Source organism: Sphaerisporangium sp. NBC_01403, from assembly GCF_045040145.1.
Taxonomy (GTDB): domain Bacteria; phylum Actinomycetota; class Actinomycetes; order Streptosporangiales; family Streptosporangiaceae; genus Sphaerisporangium; species Sphaerisporangium viridialbum.
In genome coordinates, this window is sequence record NZ_CP109534.1 from 7,698,877 (window position 1) to 7,713,995 (window position 15,119).

A 15,119-nucleotide genomic window follows, 5' to 3' on the forward strand; every position below is an offset into this window, starting at 1 on the left:
GCGGGGTAGCTTGATCGTGTGGTCGACGACTTGGACATCGGCATCGTTCGCACCCGGTCATGGCCCACCGCCGTACTGATCGTGGTGGCGGCCCTCTTGGTCTGCCTTCCGGTTCCCGGTGCCGGGGCACCCTTCGTCGTCGCCGCAGTGCTCGCCCTTGTCACCGTGTCGGCGTTCTCGCTGTGGTCTCCGCCGGTGATCCGGACCGCCCTGTTCATGGACGCGGTCTTCCTCGTCTTCACGCTGGGCACCCGGCTCGGGTGGCCTCCCGCCGTCACCACGGTGCTGGTGTGCGTGGTCCCGACCGTGATCCTGCCGGTATGTGGCCGCGCGCCGTCCCTCAGCCCGGCGGCGCCCTGGTTGCGAGCCGGCCGGCTGACCCGCGACATTCCGTGGCTGGCGGCCGTGACCATCGGGGGCGGCGGGGTCGCGTTGACGCTCTGGGCGCTGGCCGTCAAGCCGTCGCCCTCCCCCTACCTGCGGCAACTGCAGGAGCTACCTGTGTGGGTCGCCGCGTTGGGCGTGGTCGGCTTCGCGATGGTGAACTCCGTCTGGGAAGAAGCGCTCTTCCGGGGGGTCCTGCTGACGGAGCTCCGAACCGTCGTGGGAACGCGCCCAGCCGTGGTGATCCAGGCGCTCGTGTTCGGCTTCGCGCACATGAACGGCTTCCCCTCAGGCTGGACCGGCATGATCATGTCGGCCGCCTGGGGGCTCATGCTCGGCGTCCTGCGCGTGCGTAGCAGGGGGATCCTGGTCCCGTACGTCGTTCACGTGTGCGCGGACGCGACCATCGGCATCCTCGCGGTGACCGTTCTCCTCTGACACAGGCACGTGTGTCAGCGTCCGGGGTGTTCATCGTCTCGCCTGCGCCGGTTCACGGTGAGGTACGCCGTCACGGTGGTGTCGGCGTCGACCGGGTCGGTGGGGCGGTGGGCCAGGGGCTGGGTTCTGTCGGGGTCCACGGGGGCGCGGTGCCTCGCCAGGGGGACGGTCCGGTGGAGGTCCTCCGGCGGTGGCGTCCCACCGGCCCGGGGGACGCTCACGGCCTGGGGGGCGCTCACGGCCTGGGGGACGGCGGCGGGGGCTTGCGGGGCCGTGCTGGTCTGGGCCGCTACCAGGGCGGCGTATCGGCCGGGGTAGGAGAGGAGTTGCTCGTGGCTGCCGCATTCGACGACGTGGCCACCGTCGACGACCAGGATGAGGTCCGCGTCGCGGATGGTGCTCAGCCGGTGGGCGATGACGATCCTGGTCTGCGTGAGCTGGGCGAGGTGGCTCTCGATCGCCGCCTCGCTCTCGCTGTCGAGGTTGCTGGTGGCCTCGTCCAGCAGCAGGATCTTCGGCCGGGAGAGCAGGGCGCGGGCGAGTGCCAGCCGTTGCTTCTGGCCGCCCGACAGGCCGACCCCTTCGGTGAGCATGGTCTCGTACCCCATCGGCATCTGCCTGATCTCGTCGTCCAGACGCGCGATCCTCGCCGCCTCGACCACGCGGGCGAAGGGGGCCTCAGGGTCGTTGAGTGCGATGTTCTCCCTGATGGTGCCGGTGAAGAGCGACGGATCCTGGGTGACCACGCCGAACTGCCGCCGCAGAGTGCGGAGGTTCAGCTCGCTCACCGGCACCCCGTCGTACCGGATCTCGCCCGTGGTGGGCGTGTGCAGAGCCAGCAGCAACCGGGCGAGCGTGCTCTTGCCCGACCCGGACGGGCCGACCAGGGCCACCTTCTGGCCAGGCAAGATCTTCAGTGAGATGTCCTGGAGCGTCCACGGTGACCTCGGGTCGTACCGGAAGCCGACGTTCCGCAGCTCGACCGCGCCGCGCAGGCGCAGGACCTCGATGCCGTCGGACGGTTCCGGGTCGGAGGTGAGGATGTCGGAGAGCCGGTCGAAGTGGGCGCCGGCCTGCTGGAGGCTCTGCAGGCTGGACATCAGCGACGAAAGCGGCGTGAGCGCGGCGATGGCGATGGCGTTGAGAGCGAGCAGCGAGCCCAGGGTCAGTTCGCCGTCGAGGACCCGCCACGCTCCGACCCACAGGAGGCCGAGCGGGGCGAGTACGCGGATGGCGCCGAGCGCCGCTTCCAACAGGCCCTGGGTGATCCCGCCGCGTATGTCCGCGTTGAGCTGGGCGGTGAAGTTCTTGGACCAGTGCTCGATCGCCTGCTGCTCGGCCCCTGACGCCTTCAGGGTCTCGATCCCGGCGATGGCCTGCATCAGGTGGCTCTGCGTCGCGGAGTACGCGATCAGCTCCTGCTGGGCGAGGTGGTTGACCCGGCGGGTGGTCGCCAGCAGGAGGACGATCTGAAGGAGGGCGATACCGGCGAGGCACACCCCGAACAGCGGATCGCGGACGAAGACCAGGATCAGGTAGATGACGGCGAGGGGGCCGTCAAGGAGCGCCGACAGGATCTGGCCGGTGAGCATCTCTCTGAGCACGGCGACACTGCCCGCCCTGGTGAGCAGGTCTCCGGTACCTCGTAACGCGAAGTAGCGGTACGGAAGGGCGATCAGGTGGGAGACCACGCCCCGGGTCAGCTCGGCGTCGGCACTCGCCCTGACCGACACGAGCAGGACCGACCGCAACGCCCCGACCACGAACTGCGTCGCCGTGGCGAGCAGCAGCCCCGCGCCGATCAGGGTGAGGAACGTGTCGGCGCCCAGGGGCAGCACCCGGTCCACCAGGACCTCGGAGAAGAGCGGCAGCGCCAGCCCGAGCACCTGGAGGAGCAGCGAGGCGAGCAGGACCTGCGCCAGCAGGCCCCGTCTGCGCATGAGGAGGGTCTTCAGGAACTGGCGCCGCCACGTGCTCGCCGCGCTGGAACGTCCCCGGCGGAACATCGGGCCAGGCTCGAAGGCCAGCAGTACGCCGGTGAACCCCTCGTTGAACTCCTCGGCCGTGAGCCTGCGCCGCCCGCGTGCCGGATCAACGATGTCCACGCGGTCGGGCGCCCAGTGTTGGACCACCACGAAGTGGTTGAACTCCCAGTGGACGACGGCGGGCATGGGGATGCGGTCGAGGTCATCGGGTTCCAGCGAGAAGGCCTTGGCGTTGAGCCCCGACTCGCGGGCGCCCGCCACGATGGCGAGCGCGCTAAGTCCGTCCCTGCCGACCTGGAGCCCGTCGGTGAGCTCGTGGAGCGAGAGGCGGTGCCCGTGGAACGACAGCACCATGGCTAGGCACGCCGCTCCGCATTCGGAGATCGTGTTCTGCAGGATGACCGGCACACGCTTCCTCATGACCCGTCCCCGTCCATGCTCCGCCGCCTCTTCACGCCTCGTCCCTTCGCACCCGGCGGACACGCCTCGGTCACGTGCGTCCTCTCCATTGCTCGTCGCCCGACTCCGGTCACGTGCCGTCTCCGAACAGGAGGGAGCCGGCCGTTACGGTTCCGGTCTCGATCACGGCCTCGCCGGTCCCGCGTACGACGCCTTGGAGCTCCTCACCGGCGATGCGGCAGGACAGCTCGACAAGGCGGGCGGGCCCGCTCGCGGAGCCGAAGCGCTTTCTGAGCTGCTCGACCTCGATCACCGGCCCGCCCGCGTTCACGACCGGGCAGGTCAGCGGCCTCGCCACGCGCGCCAGCCGTACGGTGGCCTCGTCACCCACCTTCGGCGCGGCCCGGCCGCTCGGTACCTGGGCCGTCACGAGCAGGTGCGGCGTCGGGTCGGCCGAGTACTTCGTGACCGTCACCGGGGCGGTCGTGAGGTCGGGCACCCGGATCAGCGCCAGACCCGCCACTGCGGCGCCAAGGAGCGCGATCAGCGTCCAGAGCAGCACGAACCACACTCTCCGGATGACGAGAGGCCTGCTCATCCGCGTCGAAGGGCCGCTGTACCGGCGGAGCGCCTCATCGCGGTAGATCTTGTTATTCGGCGTGCTCCTCTTCGCCGCGTCGCCCGTCACGACCGGTGCCATGCGAACGCCCTCGCCGGCGGGTGCGGTGGGCGCCCCCGTCCCGCCGTCCGGATGCGTGCGACCGAAGTCACTCATCGTTCTCTCCTCGGGCAGGCTTTCGCGGGCGTGCTCACCGGGCGTCTCGGTGGACATCACAAACGCTAGAAGCGCCGACTTGGCGGTGACTTGCGAGCCACTCCAACCGCCGCTCCAGCCTGTGCCCGGTGGACGCGCCGAACGGCCTGTGCCGGACATCACGAAGGGCCGGAGAGGTCTCCCTCTCCGGCCCTTCTCTGACGTTCCTGCCGCTCAGCTCCAGGCGAGCATGCGCAGCGGGTCCTGGAGCATGGCGCCCACGTCGCGCAGCACGTACGAGCCGATCTCGCCGTCCACGACCCTGTGGTCGAACGACAGCGCCAGCGTGGTCACCTTGCGCGGCACGACCTGGCCGTCCACGACCCACGGCAGGTCACGGACCTGGCCGAACGCGAGGATCGCCGTCTCACCGGGGTTGAGGATCGGCGTGCCCGCGTCGATCCCGAAGACCCCCACGTTGGTGATCGTGATCGTGCCGCCGGTCAGGTCGGCGGGCTGGGAACGCCCGGACCGCGCCCTCTCGGTGAGCTCGGCCAGCGCCTTGGCCAGGTCGGGCAGCGACAGCGCCTGCGCCTCCTTGACGTTCGGCACGATGAGACCGCGCTGCGTGGCCGCGGCGATGCCGAGGTTCACGTAACGCTTGACCACGATCTCGTCGCCGGCCCAGGTGGAGTTGATCAGCGGGTACCGCCTGGCGGCCGTGAGCAGCGCCTTGGCCACCAGCAGCAGCGGCGACACCTTGACCTCGGCGAAGTCGGGCAGCTCACGGAGCCGCCGCACCGCGTCCATCGTCGCGGTCACGTCCACCTGGAGGAACTCGGTGACGTGCGGCGCGGTGAAGGCGGAGGCGACCATGGCCGCCGCCGTGGCCTTGCGCACCCCCTTGACCGGGATGCGCTCCTCCCGCTCGGCCCCCGCGATCGCGGCGTACCCCGGCGTAGGGGCCACCACGGGCTCGGGCGCGCCGGTCGCCGGCGCGGCGGCGGCGTGTACGTCCTCACGGGTGATGGATCCGTTCGGCCCGGTCCCGGTGAGACCGGTGAGGTCGACGCCGAGGTCCTTCGCCAGCTTGCGCACCGGTGGCTTGGCCAGCACCGACACCCGGCCGGACGGCGCGGGCGCCGGAGCGGGAGTGGCAGGGGGCGGGGAGGGCACTACTGCCGGGGCCGTACCGGAGGGTGCGGCGGCCGGGCTCTTGCGGGGACGGCGGGTCGTGGCGCTCAGCTTGACGCCGTACCCCACCAGCACCGGCGTGCGCTCGGGCTTCTTGGTCCCGGCGCCCTCGGCGCTCTCGGGGGGAGGCGAGGGGACCATGTCGTCGGCGAGCGCCGTCTCCCTGGTCGCGGGCGCTCCCCTTCCCCTGGCCGCCGAGGCGTCGTCCTCGTCCGTGTCCACGGAGATGATCGGCTTGCCGACGTCGACGGTCTCGCCCTCGTCTGCCATGAGCGAGCTGACCACGCCCTCGAACGGGCAGGGCAGCTCGACGACGGCCTTCGCGGTCTCGATCTCGACGATCGTCTGGTTGATCACCACTTTGTCGCCGGCCGAGACGTGCCACTTGATGATCTCGGCCTCGGTCAGCCCTTCACCGACGTCGGGGAGCTTGAACTCTCGAAGCACAGCCCCTCCTAGAAGGCGAACGTACGGTCGACGGCGTCCAGGACCCTGTCCAGATCGGGCAGGTAGTGGTCCTCCAGCCGTGACGGCGGGTACGGCGTGGAGAAGCCGCCCACCCTGAGCACCGGCGCCTCCAGGTTGTAGAAGCAGGCCTCGGTGACCCGGGCGGCGATCTCGGCGCCGAGCCCGGAGTAGACGGGGGCCTCGTGGGCGACCACGCACCGGCCCGTCTTCCTGACCGACCGGTAGATCAGGTCAGTGTCCAGGGGGTTGAGCGAGCGCAGGTCCACGACCTCGATCGAACGCTCGTCGCCCACGGCCGCCGCGGCCTCCAGGCAGGTCTTCACCATCGGGCCGTACGCGAGCACGGTCACGTCGGTGCCCGGGCGCACGACCTGGCCCCGGTCGAAGGGCATCGGGGAGGCGTCCTTCTCGACGTCGGCCTTCTCCCAGTAGCGCCGCTTGGGCTCGAAGAAGATCACCGGGTCGTCGCAGCGGATCGCCTGCTGGATCATGTGGAAGCCGTCCACCGGGTTCGAGCAGGCCACCACCCGCAGGCCGCCGGTGTGGGTGAAGTACGCCTCGGGGGACTCGCTGTGGTGCTCGACCGCCCCGATGCCGCCGCCGCAGGGGATGCGCACCACGACGGGGAGCTTGAGCTTGCCGAGCGAGCGCAGCGGCATCTTGGCGAGCTGGGTGATGATCTGATCGGCGGCGGGGAACACGAACCCGTCGAACTGGATCTCGCAGACCGGGCGGTAGCCGCGCAGCGCCAGGCCGATGGCGGTGCCGATGATGCCGGACTCGGCGAGCGGGGTGTCGATGACGCGGCTCTCGCCGAAGTCCTTCTGCAGCCCGTCGGTGACGCGGAAGACCCCGCCGAGCTTGCCGACGTCCTCTCCCATGATGAGGACCTTGGAGTCGTCCTCCATGGCGGTGCGAAGTCCCTCGTTGATGGCCTTCGCGAGGGTCAGCGTGGTCATCGGTCGCCTCCCTCGAAGCTCGCGAGGTAGGCGGCGTACTGCTCCCGCTCCTCGGTGAGCAGGGCGTGCGGCTCGGTGTACACGTGGTCGAAGATTTCCAGGGGGTGGGGATCCGGCATCTCCAGGCAGCGTTTGCGCACGTCCCTGCCCAGGTCGTTGGCCTCGGCCTCGATGGAGTCGAAGAACTCCTGGTCGGCGATCTGGTTCTTGAACATGTACGCCTTGACGCGCTCGATCGGGTCCTTGAGCTTCCACGCCTCCAGCTCGCCGGCCACGCGGTAGCGCGTCGGGTCGTCGGAGGTGGTGTGCGCGCCCATGCGGTAGGTGAACGCCTCGATCAGCGTCGGGCCCTGCCCCTCGCGGGCGTTCTTCAGCGCCTGGCGGGTCACGGCGAGGCAGGCGAAGACGTCGTTGCCGTCCACGCGGACGCCGGGGAAGCCGAACCCGCTGGCACGCCGGTAGAGGGGGATCCTCGACTGCTTCTCCAGGGGCTCGGAGATGGCCCACTGGTTGTTCTGGCAGAAGAACACCACGGGAGCGTTGAAGACGGATGCCCAGATGAAGGCCTCGTTGACGTCGCCCTGGGAGGTGGCGCCGTCGCCGAAGTAGACGATCGTCGCGGCGTCGGCGCCGTCGCGCTGGATGCCCATCGCGTAGCCCACGGCGTGCAGGGTCTGGCTGCCGATGACGATCGTGTAGAGGTGGAAGTTGTGCTCCGCGGGGTCCCAGCCTCCGTGGTTGACGCCGCGGAAGAGCCCGAGCAGGTTGACCGGGTCAACGCCGCGGCACCACGCCACGCCGTGCTCGCGGTAGGTCGGGAAGGCCATGTCCGCGTCGGTCAGGGCGCGCCCTGAGCCGATCTGGGCGGCCTCCTGCCCAAGTAGGGATGCCCAGATGCCGAGTTCGCCCTGCCGCTGGAGGGCCACTGCCTCCATGTCGACCCGCCGCACCAGGACCAGGTCGCGGTAGAGGCCGCGCACCTCTTCCGGTGTCAGGTCGATGTCATAGGCGGGATGCTCCACGCGCTCACCCTCGGGGGTCAGCAGCTGTACGAGCTCCGGAGGTGCCTCGGCACCACGAGAGGCGTCGGATGTCACGTGCCGCTCCTGTGCGTTCGGGGCCGTGCTGATGGGATCGCCATCTACGTTCGGCCGGTTACACGCATTCGTACCTAGTGGTGGTGATACGTCCGCGTTTGGGGACATCGTGGCAGAAGTCACAGGCCAGTGCGCAAGGCCGAACACCCTCTTGTCCACACTTCTCCCGTTCCCGATGCGTCAGATCGCACACCCCATAGGAGGTCCAGGTCCGCCGGGCGGGCCGGGGACCGCGCGCCCGGCCGCCACCGTTAGGCTGGTGCCGCCGGACCAGGCCGGTCGCGAGACCGGTGGCACGAACAGTGGAGGGAACACGTGGCACGCGTCATCGTCGACGTCATGCTCAAGCCGGAGATCCTCGATCCGCAGGGGCAGGCGATCGCCCGGGCGCTCCCGCGGCTCGGCTTCTCGGGCGTCACCGAGGTGCGGCAGGGCAAGAGGTTCGAGGTCGAGATCGACGGCCCGGCCGACGATGCCGCACTTGCGGACATCCGCAAGATGGCCGAAACCCTTCTGGCCAACACGGTGATCGAAGATTATTCTGTCCGCGTCGAGGCACAGTAGAGCGCGTACCGGCGCGATCAAGACTTCGCAAATCACCGCAAAGGGATCTTGGGACGGACCAGAAAGCAAGCGTCTGACCAACACTAAATAACAACAGCGTGATTTTGCGGTTAGCCCTGATTCTTCGGGGAAACCTCCCCAACGTGACTTTCGGCGCCACGGAGGGGTCCGGTGGATATTGAGTTCTCGTTGGCCTTGCCACGGGATGCCCTGGGCATCCCGATGGTCCGCCGAGTGCTGGGGGACACCCTGCGCTGCATCGGCGTCACCGAGGACTGCGTATCCGACATGCTCCTCGCCACCTCCGAGGCCTGCGCCAACGCCGTGCGGCACGGCGGCCCCGCCAAGCGTTACGAGGTGACCGCCGCCATCGGGGACGGCCGCTGCGAGCTGCGGATCGTCGACGGCGGCCTCGGGCTCGGGGCGATCCCCAAGCAGTACCCCACGGGCGACGCCGAGCACGGCCGCGGCATCCTGATCATGCAGTCGGTCGTGGACGAGATCTCCTTCGACATCACCCCCGGCAGCGGCACCACGGTCTTCCTCCGCAAGGAGCTCGACTGGGACGAGGAGTTCCTCGCCCACCACGACCGCGTGCTCGCCGCGGTCTGACCTGCGCCGCCTCGCCCGCCGCCGGCCCTCCCTCCCAGCTCGGCCGAAACCACACCTCTCGACGGTCCGTAACCCGCGCGCCCGCCGTGGACCCACGGGCTCGGCAGCGCCCGGCCAGCAGGTAGCCTGAGTTGTACCGCCGCAGACCGCCGTCCGATGAGTGAGACGTCGGCGCGGCTCTCGCGTGTGGAGGGGTACGAGAGCCATGGGTGCTGCCCGTGTGGGCGTGGTCACTTTTCCCGGAACTCTTGACGATCAGGACGCTGCCAGGGCCGTCAGGCACGCGGGTGGAGAAGCTGTTCCACTCTGGCACGCCGACCGCGACCTGAAGGCGGTCGACGCGGTCTTCCTGCCCGGCGGGTTCTCCTACGGCGACTACCTCCGGTGCGGGGCGATCTCCCGCTTCGCGCCGCTGATGGAGGAGCTGATCCCGGCGGCGCGTGCCGGGCTTCCCGTGCTCGGCACCTGCAACGGCTTCCAGATCCTGTGCGAGGCCCACCTGCTGCCGGGCGCGCTGACCCGCAACGAGGGTCTTCACTACGTCTGCCGCGACCAGCGCATCCTCGTGGAGAGCGCCACCACGGCCTGGACGGGTGACTACACCTCCGGCCAGGAGATCCTGCTGCCGGTGAAGCACGGCGAGGGCCGTTACGTGGCCGACCCCGCGACGATCGACGCGCTGGAGACCGGCGGCCAGGTGGTCTTCCGGTACCTCGGCGGCAACCCCAACGGCTCGATCAACGACATCGCGGGCATCAGCAACGAGGCCGGCAACATCGTCGGCCTCATGCCCCACCCCGAGCACGCCGTCGAAGACCTGACCGGCGCCCCCAGCGTGGACGGCCGCGGTTTCTTCACCTCCATCCTGAAGAGGTTCGTGAACCTGTGACAGACGCAGTGAGCAGGGCGCGAGGAGAGCAGATGACCGACTCAGTCAAGCGGGCGACCGAGACGCCGGACGAGCCCCAGCCGTACGCCGAGCTGGGCATGAAGGCCGACGAGTACGAGCGGGTGCGCTCGATCCTGGGCCGCAGGCCCACGTCCTCCGAGCTCGCCATCTACTCGGTGATGTGGAGCGAGCACTGCTCGTACAAGTCCTCCAAGGTGCACCTGCGCCAGTTCGGCACGAAGGCCCCGAAGTCCGAGGCACTGCTGGTCGGCATGGGCGAGAACGCCGGTGTCGTCGACATCGGCGACGGCTGGGCCGCCACCTTCAAGATCGAGTCGCACAACCACCCGTCGTACGTCGAGCCCCACCAGGGCGCGGCCACCGGCGTCGGCGGCATCGTCCGCGACATCATGTCGATGGGCGCCCGCCCGGTCGCGGTCATGGACGCCCTGCGGTTCGGCGCCCTGGACGCCCCCGACACGCGGCGGGTGCTGCCCGGCGTCGTCGAGGGCATCAGCTCGTACGGCAACTGCCTCGGCCTGCCCAACATCGGCGGCGAGCTGGTCTTCGACCCCTGCTACATCGGCAACCCGCTGGTCAACGCCCTGTGCGTCGGGCTCCTGCGCAAGGACCAGATCAAGCTCGCCACCGCGCCGGGCCCGGGGAACAAGGTCGTGCTGTTCGGCGCGCGCACCGGCCCCGACGGCATCGGCGGCGCGTCCGTGCTCGCCTCGGCGACCTTCGAGGACGAGTCGCACGCCAAGCGCCCCGCGGTGCAGGTGGGCGACCCGTTCATGGAGAAGCTCCTCATCGAGTGCTGCCTGGAGCTCTTCGAGGCCGACGTGGTCGTCGGCATCCAGGACCTCGGCGCGGCCGGGGTGTCCTGCGCGACGACCGAGCTGGCCGCCAAGGGCACGGGCGGCATGCGCGTCGACCTCGGCCTCGTCCCGCTCCGCGACCCCTCGCTCCTCCCCGAGGAGATCCTGATGAGCGAGTCGCAGGAGCGCATGATGGCCGTCGTCACCCCCGAGGACATCGACGCCTTCATGGCGATCTGCGCCCGGTGGGACGTCCCGGCCACAGTGATCGGCGAGGTCACCGACACCGGGCGGCTGGTGATGACCTGGCACGACGAGGTCATCGTCGACATCCCCCCGGGCACCGCGGCCGACGACGGCCCGGTCTACGAGCGTCCGCTCCACGAGCCCGCCGGGCAGGCCGCGCTGAACGCCGACGATCCCGTACGGCTGCCGCGTCCCACCGACCTGCGCGCGACCCTGCTGGAGCTGCTCGCCTCGTCGAACCTCGCCTCCAAGGAGTGGGTCACCTCCCAGTACGACCGTTACGTCCGGGGCAACACCGTGCTCGCGATGCCGGCCGACGCCGGGGTGCTGCGCATCGGCGAGGTGATGCCCGGCGCCGAGGAGACCGACCGCGGCATCGCCCTGGCCACCGACGGCAACGGCCGCTACGCCAAGCTCGACCCCTACGCGGGGGCGCAGCTCGCCCTGGCGGAGGCCTACCGCAACGTGGCCGTCACCGGGGCGCGCCCGCTGGCCGTGACGAACTGCCTCAACTTCGGCTCCCCGGAGGACCCCGAGGTCATGTGGCAGTTCTCCGAGGCCGTGCGCGGCCTCGCGGACGCCTGCAAGACCCTCGGCGTGCCGGTCACCGGCGGCAACGTGTCGTTCTACAACCAGACCGGCTCCACGCCGATCCACCCGACCCCGGTCGTTGGCGTGCTCGGCGTGCTGGACGACGTGCGCAAGCGCGTGCGGCACGGCTTCACGGCGCCCGGCCTCAAGGTCATCCTGCTCGGGGACACCGGCGAGGAGTTCGGCGGCTCCGAGTGGGCGCACGTCGCCCACGGCCACCTGGGAGGCCTGCCTCCGCACGCCGACCTTTCGGCCGAGCGCTCCCTGGCCACCGTCCTGGTGGAGGCCGCCGAGCGCGGCCTGGTCGAGGGCTCCCACGACGTCTCCGACGGCGGTCTGGCGATCGCCCTCGCCGAGGCCTCCCTGGCCCAGGGCGTGGGCGCCACGGTGCAGCTGCCCGGCTCTGACCCGTTCGTCGACCTGTTCAGCGAGTCGGCGGCCCGGGCCCTGGTCACGGTACGGCCGGAGTCCTTCGACGCCTTCGCCGAGCTGTGCGCGCGGCACGAGGTGCCCTGCTACGGCCTCGGCACGACCGGCGGCTCGACGCTCCAGGTGGAGGACGTCCTCGCGATCCCGGTGGACGAGCTCCGCGCCACCCACCAGGCGACGCTGCCCCTGATTTTCAGCTCCTGACCGATACCGCGAAGGCGGTGGATCCCCCCACAGATCCACCGCCCTTGTGGCCTGAACCGGCCACCCAGTAATAGGGCTTATAGGGCCAGACACGGTCAAAATAACGGATATTTCGGTCATTCCGTTAATTTGTGCTGGCTCGGTTGGATCTCGATATTCCGCCCGGGCCGGTTTCCGGTTCACCCGCCACCGGGATGGACGGGATAATCGGCACGTTCGGGGGAACTCGACTGGCTGATGCGGAGGCGACCGTGCCGTCGAACGAGCACGCGCGCGACCCTTACCTGCCTCCGGCCACCCAGCCGGTGCGGGGTGTCGTGTGGGCGATCCACCTGGCCGTGCCGCTGGCGGGGTTGTGGTTGCTGCTGGCCTATCCGGACCGGCTGAACATCCGCTGGGAGCACCCGCCGAGCCACTTCCTGCTGATCGTCGCGGTCGCCGGGGTGAACGTCGCGCTGGGCGCGCTGATCAGCCAGGCCGCCACGCGGCGCGGGGACGCGCGGCTGCTGCTGGTGTCGCTGGTCTTCCTCAGCAGCGCCGGCTTCTTCCTGCTGCACGGTCTCGCGACCCCCACGGTGATCCTCGACCAGGGCAGCTACGGCTTCGACATCGGACAGCCGGTCGGGCTGACGGTGGCCGCCGTGCTGGCGTTCGTCTCCTCTCTCCCCCTGGGCGAGCGGGCGGCGGCCGCGGTGCTGGCGCGCGGTGACCTCATGCGCGCTGCCCTGGTGGTCGTGCTGGTCGCGTGGGCGTGGGCCTCGCTGGTCGAGGGGCTCACCCCGCTGAGCGCCCAGCCCCCGCAGGGCGGGGCCACCATCGGCGTCGTCTCCTGGATCGGCGCGGCGCTGTACGCGCTGTCCGCGGTGATGATGTTCCGCATCCACCGGCGGCGGCCCTCGGCGATGCTCGTGAGCCTCGTGACGGCGTACGCCCTGCTCGGCGAGGCCATGGTGGCCGGGTTCTACCGGCCCAACTGGCTGATGTCGTGGTGGGAGTGGCATCTGCTGCTGACGCTGGCCTTCGTGTTCGTCGCGTACAGCGCGTACATCCAGTTCCGGCGGGAGGGGTCCAGCCAGGGCCTGTTCGACTCGGTGGCGCTGGCGGCGACCGTGCGCCGCATCCAGGCGCAGTACGACGAGGCGCTGGAGGAGCTGGTCGGCCACCTGCGGCGGATGGGAGAGAGCGGCACAGGCTCCAAGGCCCCCATCGCGACCCGGCTGGCCGGGAAGTTCCGCCTCAACGAGGGCCAGGCGGCCGTGCTCGACCGGGCGGGCCAGGCACTCGCGGCCGAGCGCGAGCTGTCCACGCGACTGGGCGCGCTGGTCGACGTCGGACGCCAGGCGCGGGTTGGCCTGCGCGAGGAGGCCATGGTCGCCGGCGCGCTGGAGCGCGTCCGCGAGGCTTACGGGGACGTACGGATCGGGCTGGTGTCGAACGGGCGGGTCGCGGTCGGCAGCCGCGAGTTCACCGTGGACGACTTCAAGGAGACCGAGCCCATCACCGGCGGCGGGGCCGTGGTCCACCCCCTGACGGTCAAGGGGGTGCTGGCGGGGGCGCTGGAGGTGCCCGTCGGCACGACCCGCCAGGACGAGGCGCTCGCCGCGACCCTGGCCAGCCAGCTCTCGATCGCGCTGGAGAACGCCCGGCTGTACCGCGAGCTGGAGACGCTGTTCCGGCAGTACATGTCGCCCGACGTGGCCGCGTCTCTGCTCGCCGACCCCGACCAGGCCGCGCTGGGCGGGTCCCTGGTGGAGCTGACCGCGCTGTTCGCGGACCTGAAGGGGTTCACCTCGTTCTCCGAGCGGGTGGCGCCCGGCGAGATCGTGGAGATGCTGAACCGCTACCACGCGGCGGCGGTGCCGTGCGTCCTGCGGCACGGCGGGACGATCGTGCAGTTCGTCGGCGACGCGCTGCTCGCGCTGTTCAACGCCCCGGCGACGCAGGAGATGCACGCTGCCCAGGCGGCCCGCGCGGCGCTTGCCATGCAGGAGGCCGCCGAGGAGATCGCCGCCGGCAACCCGGGCTATCCCCGGTTCCGCATAGGGATCAACACCGGCATGGCGCTGGTGGGCAACATCGGCAGCCCTGAGCTGCGCGGGTTCAACGCGATGGGGGACGCCGTCAACGTGGCGGCCCGTCTGGAGGGGATGGCGGAGCCCGGCACCGTGGTGATCGGGGCGACCACCCGCGAGCAGATCGGCGAGGGCGCCACGGTACGGTCCCTGGGCGCCCTCAGCCTCAAGGGCAAGGAACAGAGCGTCGAGGCCTTCGTCCTCACCGCCCTGGCATAAACCCGTACTGAAAGCAGCAATGTACGCAATGCGGAAAACGGCCCTGACCGGGCGAGAGCCGTACGGCCATAATCGGAGCGTTGCCGGCATGCTGGAGGAACGATGACGTCCCCCTCACCCTCCGAACCGGGCGAGTTCCTGGCCCTGCTCACGAAGGACGAGATCGCCGACCTGTGCGAGAGCGGCCGTAAGAGGCGGTGGGACCGCGGCACGACCGTCATGGCGGAGGGCGACACCTCCGACTGGGTCCTCGTGCTCACCTCGGGCCGGGTGAAGGTCTCGTCGCACACCGCGAGCGGCACCGAGGTCGTCCTCGCCATCCGCGGCCCTGGAGCGCTCCTTGGCGAGATGTCGTTCATCAGCGGGGAGCCCCGGTCGGGCACGGTGACCGCGCTGGAGCCCGTCGAGGGCGTCCTGGTCCGCGACTTCTCCGGCTTCCTGCGCGACCACGGCCGCGTCGCCGTCCTGCTGCTCCAGCTCGTCGTCGGCAGGCTGCGGGACTCCGACCGCAAGCGCGTGGAGTACGGCGCGTTCGACACCACCGGGCGCGTCGCCACCCGCCTGGTCGAGCTGGCGGAGCGGTTCGGCGAGCCGACCAACGGCGGCGTCCGGGTCGCGCTGCCGCTCTCCCAGGACGAGCTGGCCGGGTGGACCGGCGCCTCCCGTGAGGCGGTCAGCAAGGCCCTGCGCTCGCTGCGCGACCGGGGCCTGATCGAGACCGGCCGCCGACGCGTGATCATCTACGACCTCGACGGCCTCCGGAAGCGCGCACGCTGACCCGTAAGCCCGCCTGGACG

Annotated in this window: 12 protein-coding genes; 7 read left to right on the forward strand and 5 right to left on the reverse strand. The window is 70.4% G+C overall.

Annotated elements, in window-relative coordinates; genetic code table 11:
* Positions 1-18: 18 nt before the first annotated feature.
* Positions 19-822 (forward strand): CPBP family intramembrane glutamic endopeptidase, encoded by an 804-nt coding sequence (locus OG589_RS34445; protein ID WP_405142353.1) that lies wholly within the window; start codon positions 19-21, stop codon positions 820-822.
* Positions 823-836: 14 nt separating this feature from the next.
* Here the strand turns inward: OG589_RS34445 and OG589_RS34450 are convergent, their stop codons facing one another.
* The 5 genes from OG589_RS34450 to pdhA form a co-directional block, all read right to left on the reverse strand.
* Positions 837-3,227: a peptidase domain-containing ABC transporter gene (locus OG589_RS34450; protein WP_405142354.1), complete on the reverse strand. Its 2,391-nt coding sequence runs from the start codon at positions 3,225-3,227 to the stop codon at positions 837-839.
* Between the two features lie 109 nt (positions 3,228-3,336).
* Positions 3,337-3,981: a hypothetical protein gene (locus OG589_RS34455; RefSeq protein ID WP_405142356.1), complete on the reverse strand. Its 645-nt coding sequence runs from the start codon at positions 3,979-3,981 to the stop codon at positions 3,337-3,339.
* 213 nt (positions 3,982-4,194) lie between these two features.
* Positions 4,195-5,601 (reverse strand): dihydrolipoamide acetyltransferase family protein, encoded by a 1,407-nt coding sequence (locus tag OG589_RS34460; RefSeq protein WP_405142358.1) that lies wholly within the window; start codon positions 5,599-5,601, stop codon positions 4,195-4,197.
* A gap of 8 nt (positions 5,602-5,609) precedes the next feature.
* A complete protein-coding gene (locus OG589_RS34465) occupies positions 5,610-6,581 on the reverse strand; it encodes an alpha-ketoacid dehydrogenase subunit beta (protein ID WP_405142360.1) in 972 nt (323 codons plus the stop codon).
* Complete coding sequence (pdhA, locus tag OG589_RS34470; protein WP_405142362.1) at positions 6,578-7,678, reverse strand: pyruvate dehydrogenase (acetyl-transferring) E1 component subunit alpha; 1,101 nt, start codon at positions 7,676-7,678, stop codon at positions 6,578-6,580. The genes OG589_RS34465 and pdhA overlap by 4 nt, the downstream gene beginning before the upstream one ends.
* Before the next feature lie 315 nt (positions 7,679-7,993).
* Here pdhA and purS point away from each other — a divergent pair, with 315 nt between their 5' ends.
* From purS to OG589_RS34500, 6 genes are all read left to right on the forward strand, one after another.
* A complete protein-coding gene (gene purS / locus OG589_RS34475; protein WP_405142364.1) occupies positions 7,994-8,242 on the forward strand; it encodes a phosphoribosylformylglycinamidine synthase subunit PurS in 249 nt (82 codons plus the stop codon).
* Positions 8,243-8,413: 171 nt separating this feature from the next.
* Positions 8,414-8,854: an ATP-binding protein gene (locus OG589_RS34480; RefSeq protein WP_405142366.1), complete on the forward strand. Its 441-nt coding sequence runs from the start codon at positions 8,414-8,416 to the stop codon at positions 8,852-8,854.
* A 205-nt stretch (positions 8,855-9,059) separates the two neighbouring features.
* Complete coding sequence (gene purQ / locus OG589_RS34485) at positions 9,060-9,743, forward strand: phosphoribosylformylglycinamidine synthase subunit PurQ (RefSeq protein WP_405142368.1); 684 nt, start codon at positions 9,060-9,062, stop codon at positions 9,741-9,743.
* 32 nt (positions 9,744-9,775) lie between these two features.
* Positions 9,776-12,031, forward strand: a complete 2,256-nt coding sequence (purL, locus tag OG589_RS34490; protein WP_405142370.1) for a phosphoribosylformylglycinamidine synthase subunit PurL — start codon at positions 9,776-9,778, stop codon at positions 12,029-12,031.
* Between the two features lie 251 nt (positions 12,032-12,282).
* On the forward strand, positions 12,283-14,322 hold the full coding sequence (locus OG589_RS34495) for an adenylate/guanylate cyclase domain-containing protein (protein WP_405142372.1): 2,040 nt from the start codon (positions 12,283-12,285) through the stop codon (positions 14,320-14,322).
* 102 nt (positions 14,323-14,424) lie between these two features.
* Entirely contained in the window at positions 14,425-15,099 is a 675-nt protein-coding gene (locus OG589_RS34500; RefSeq protein ID WP_405142374.1) for a Crp/Fnr family transcriptional regulator, read from the forward strand.
* Positions 15,100-15,119: the final 20 nt, after the last annotated feature.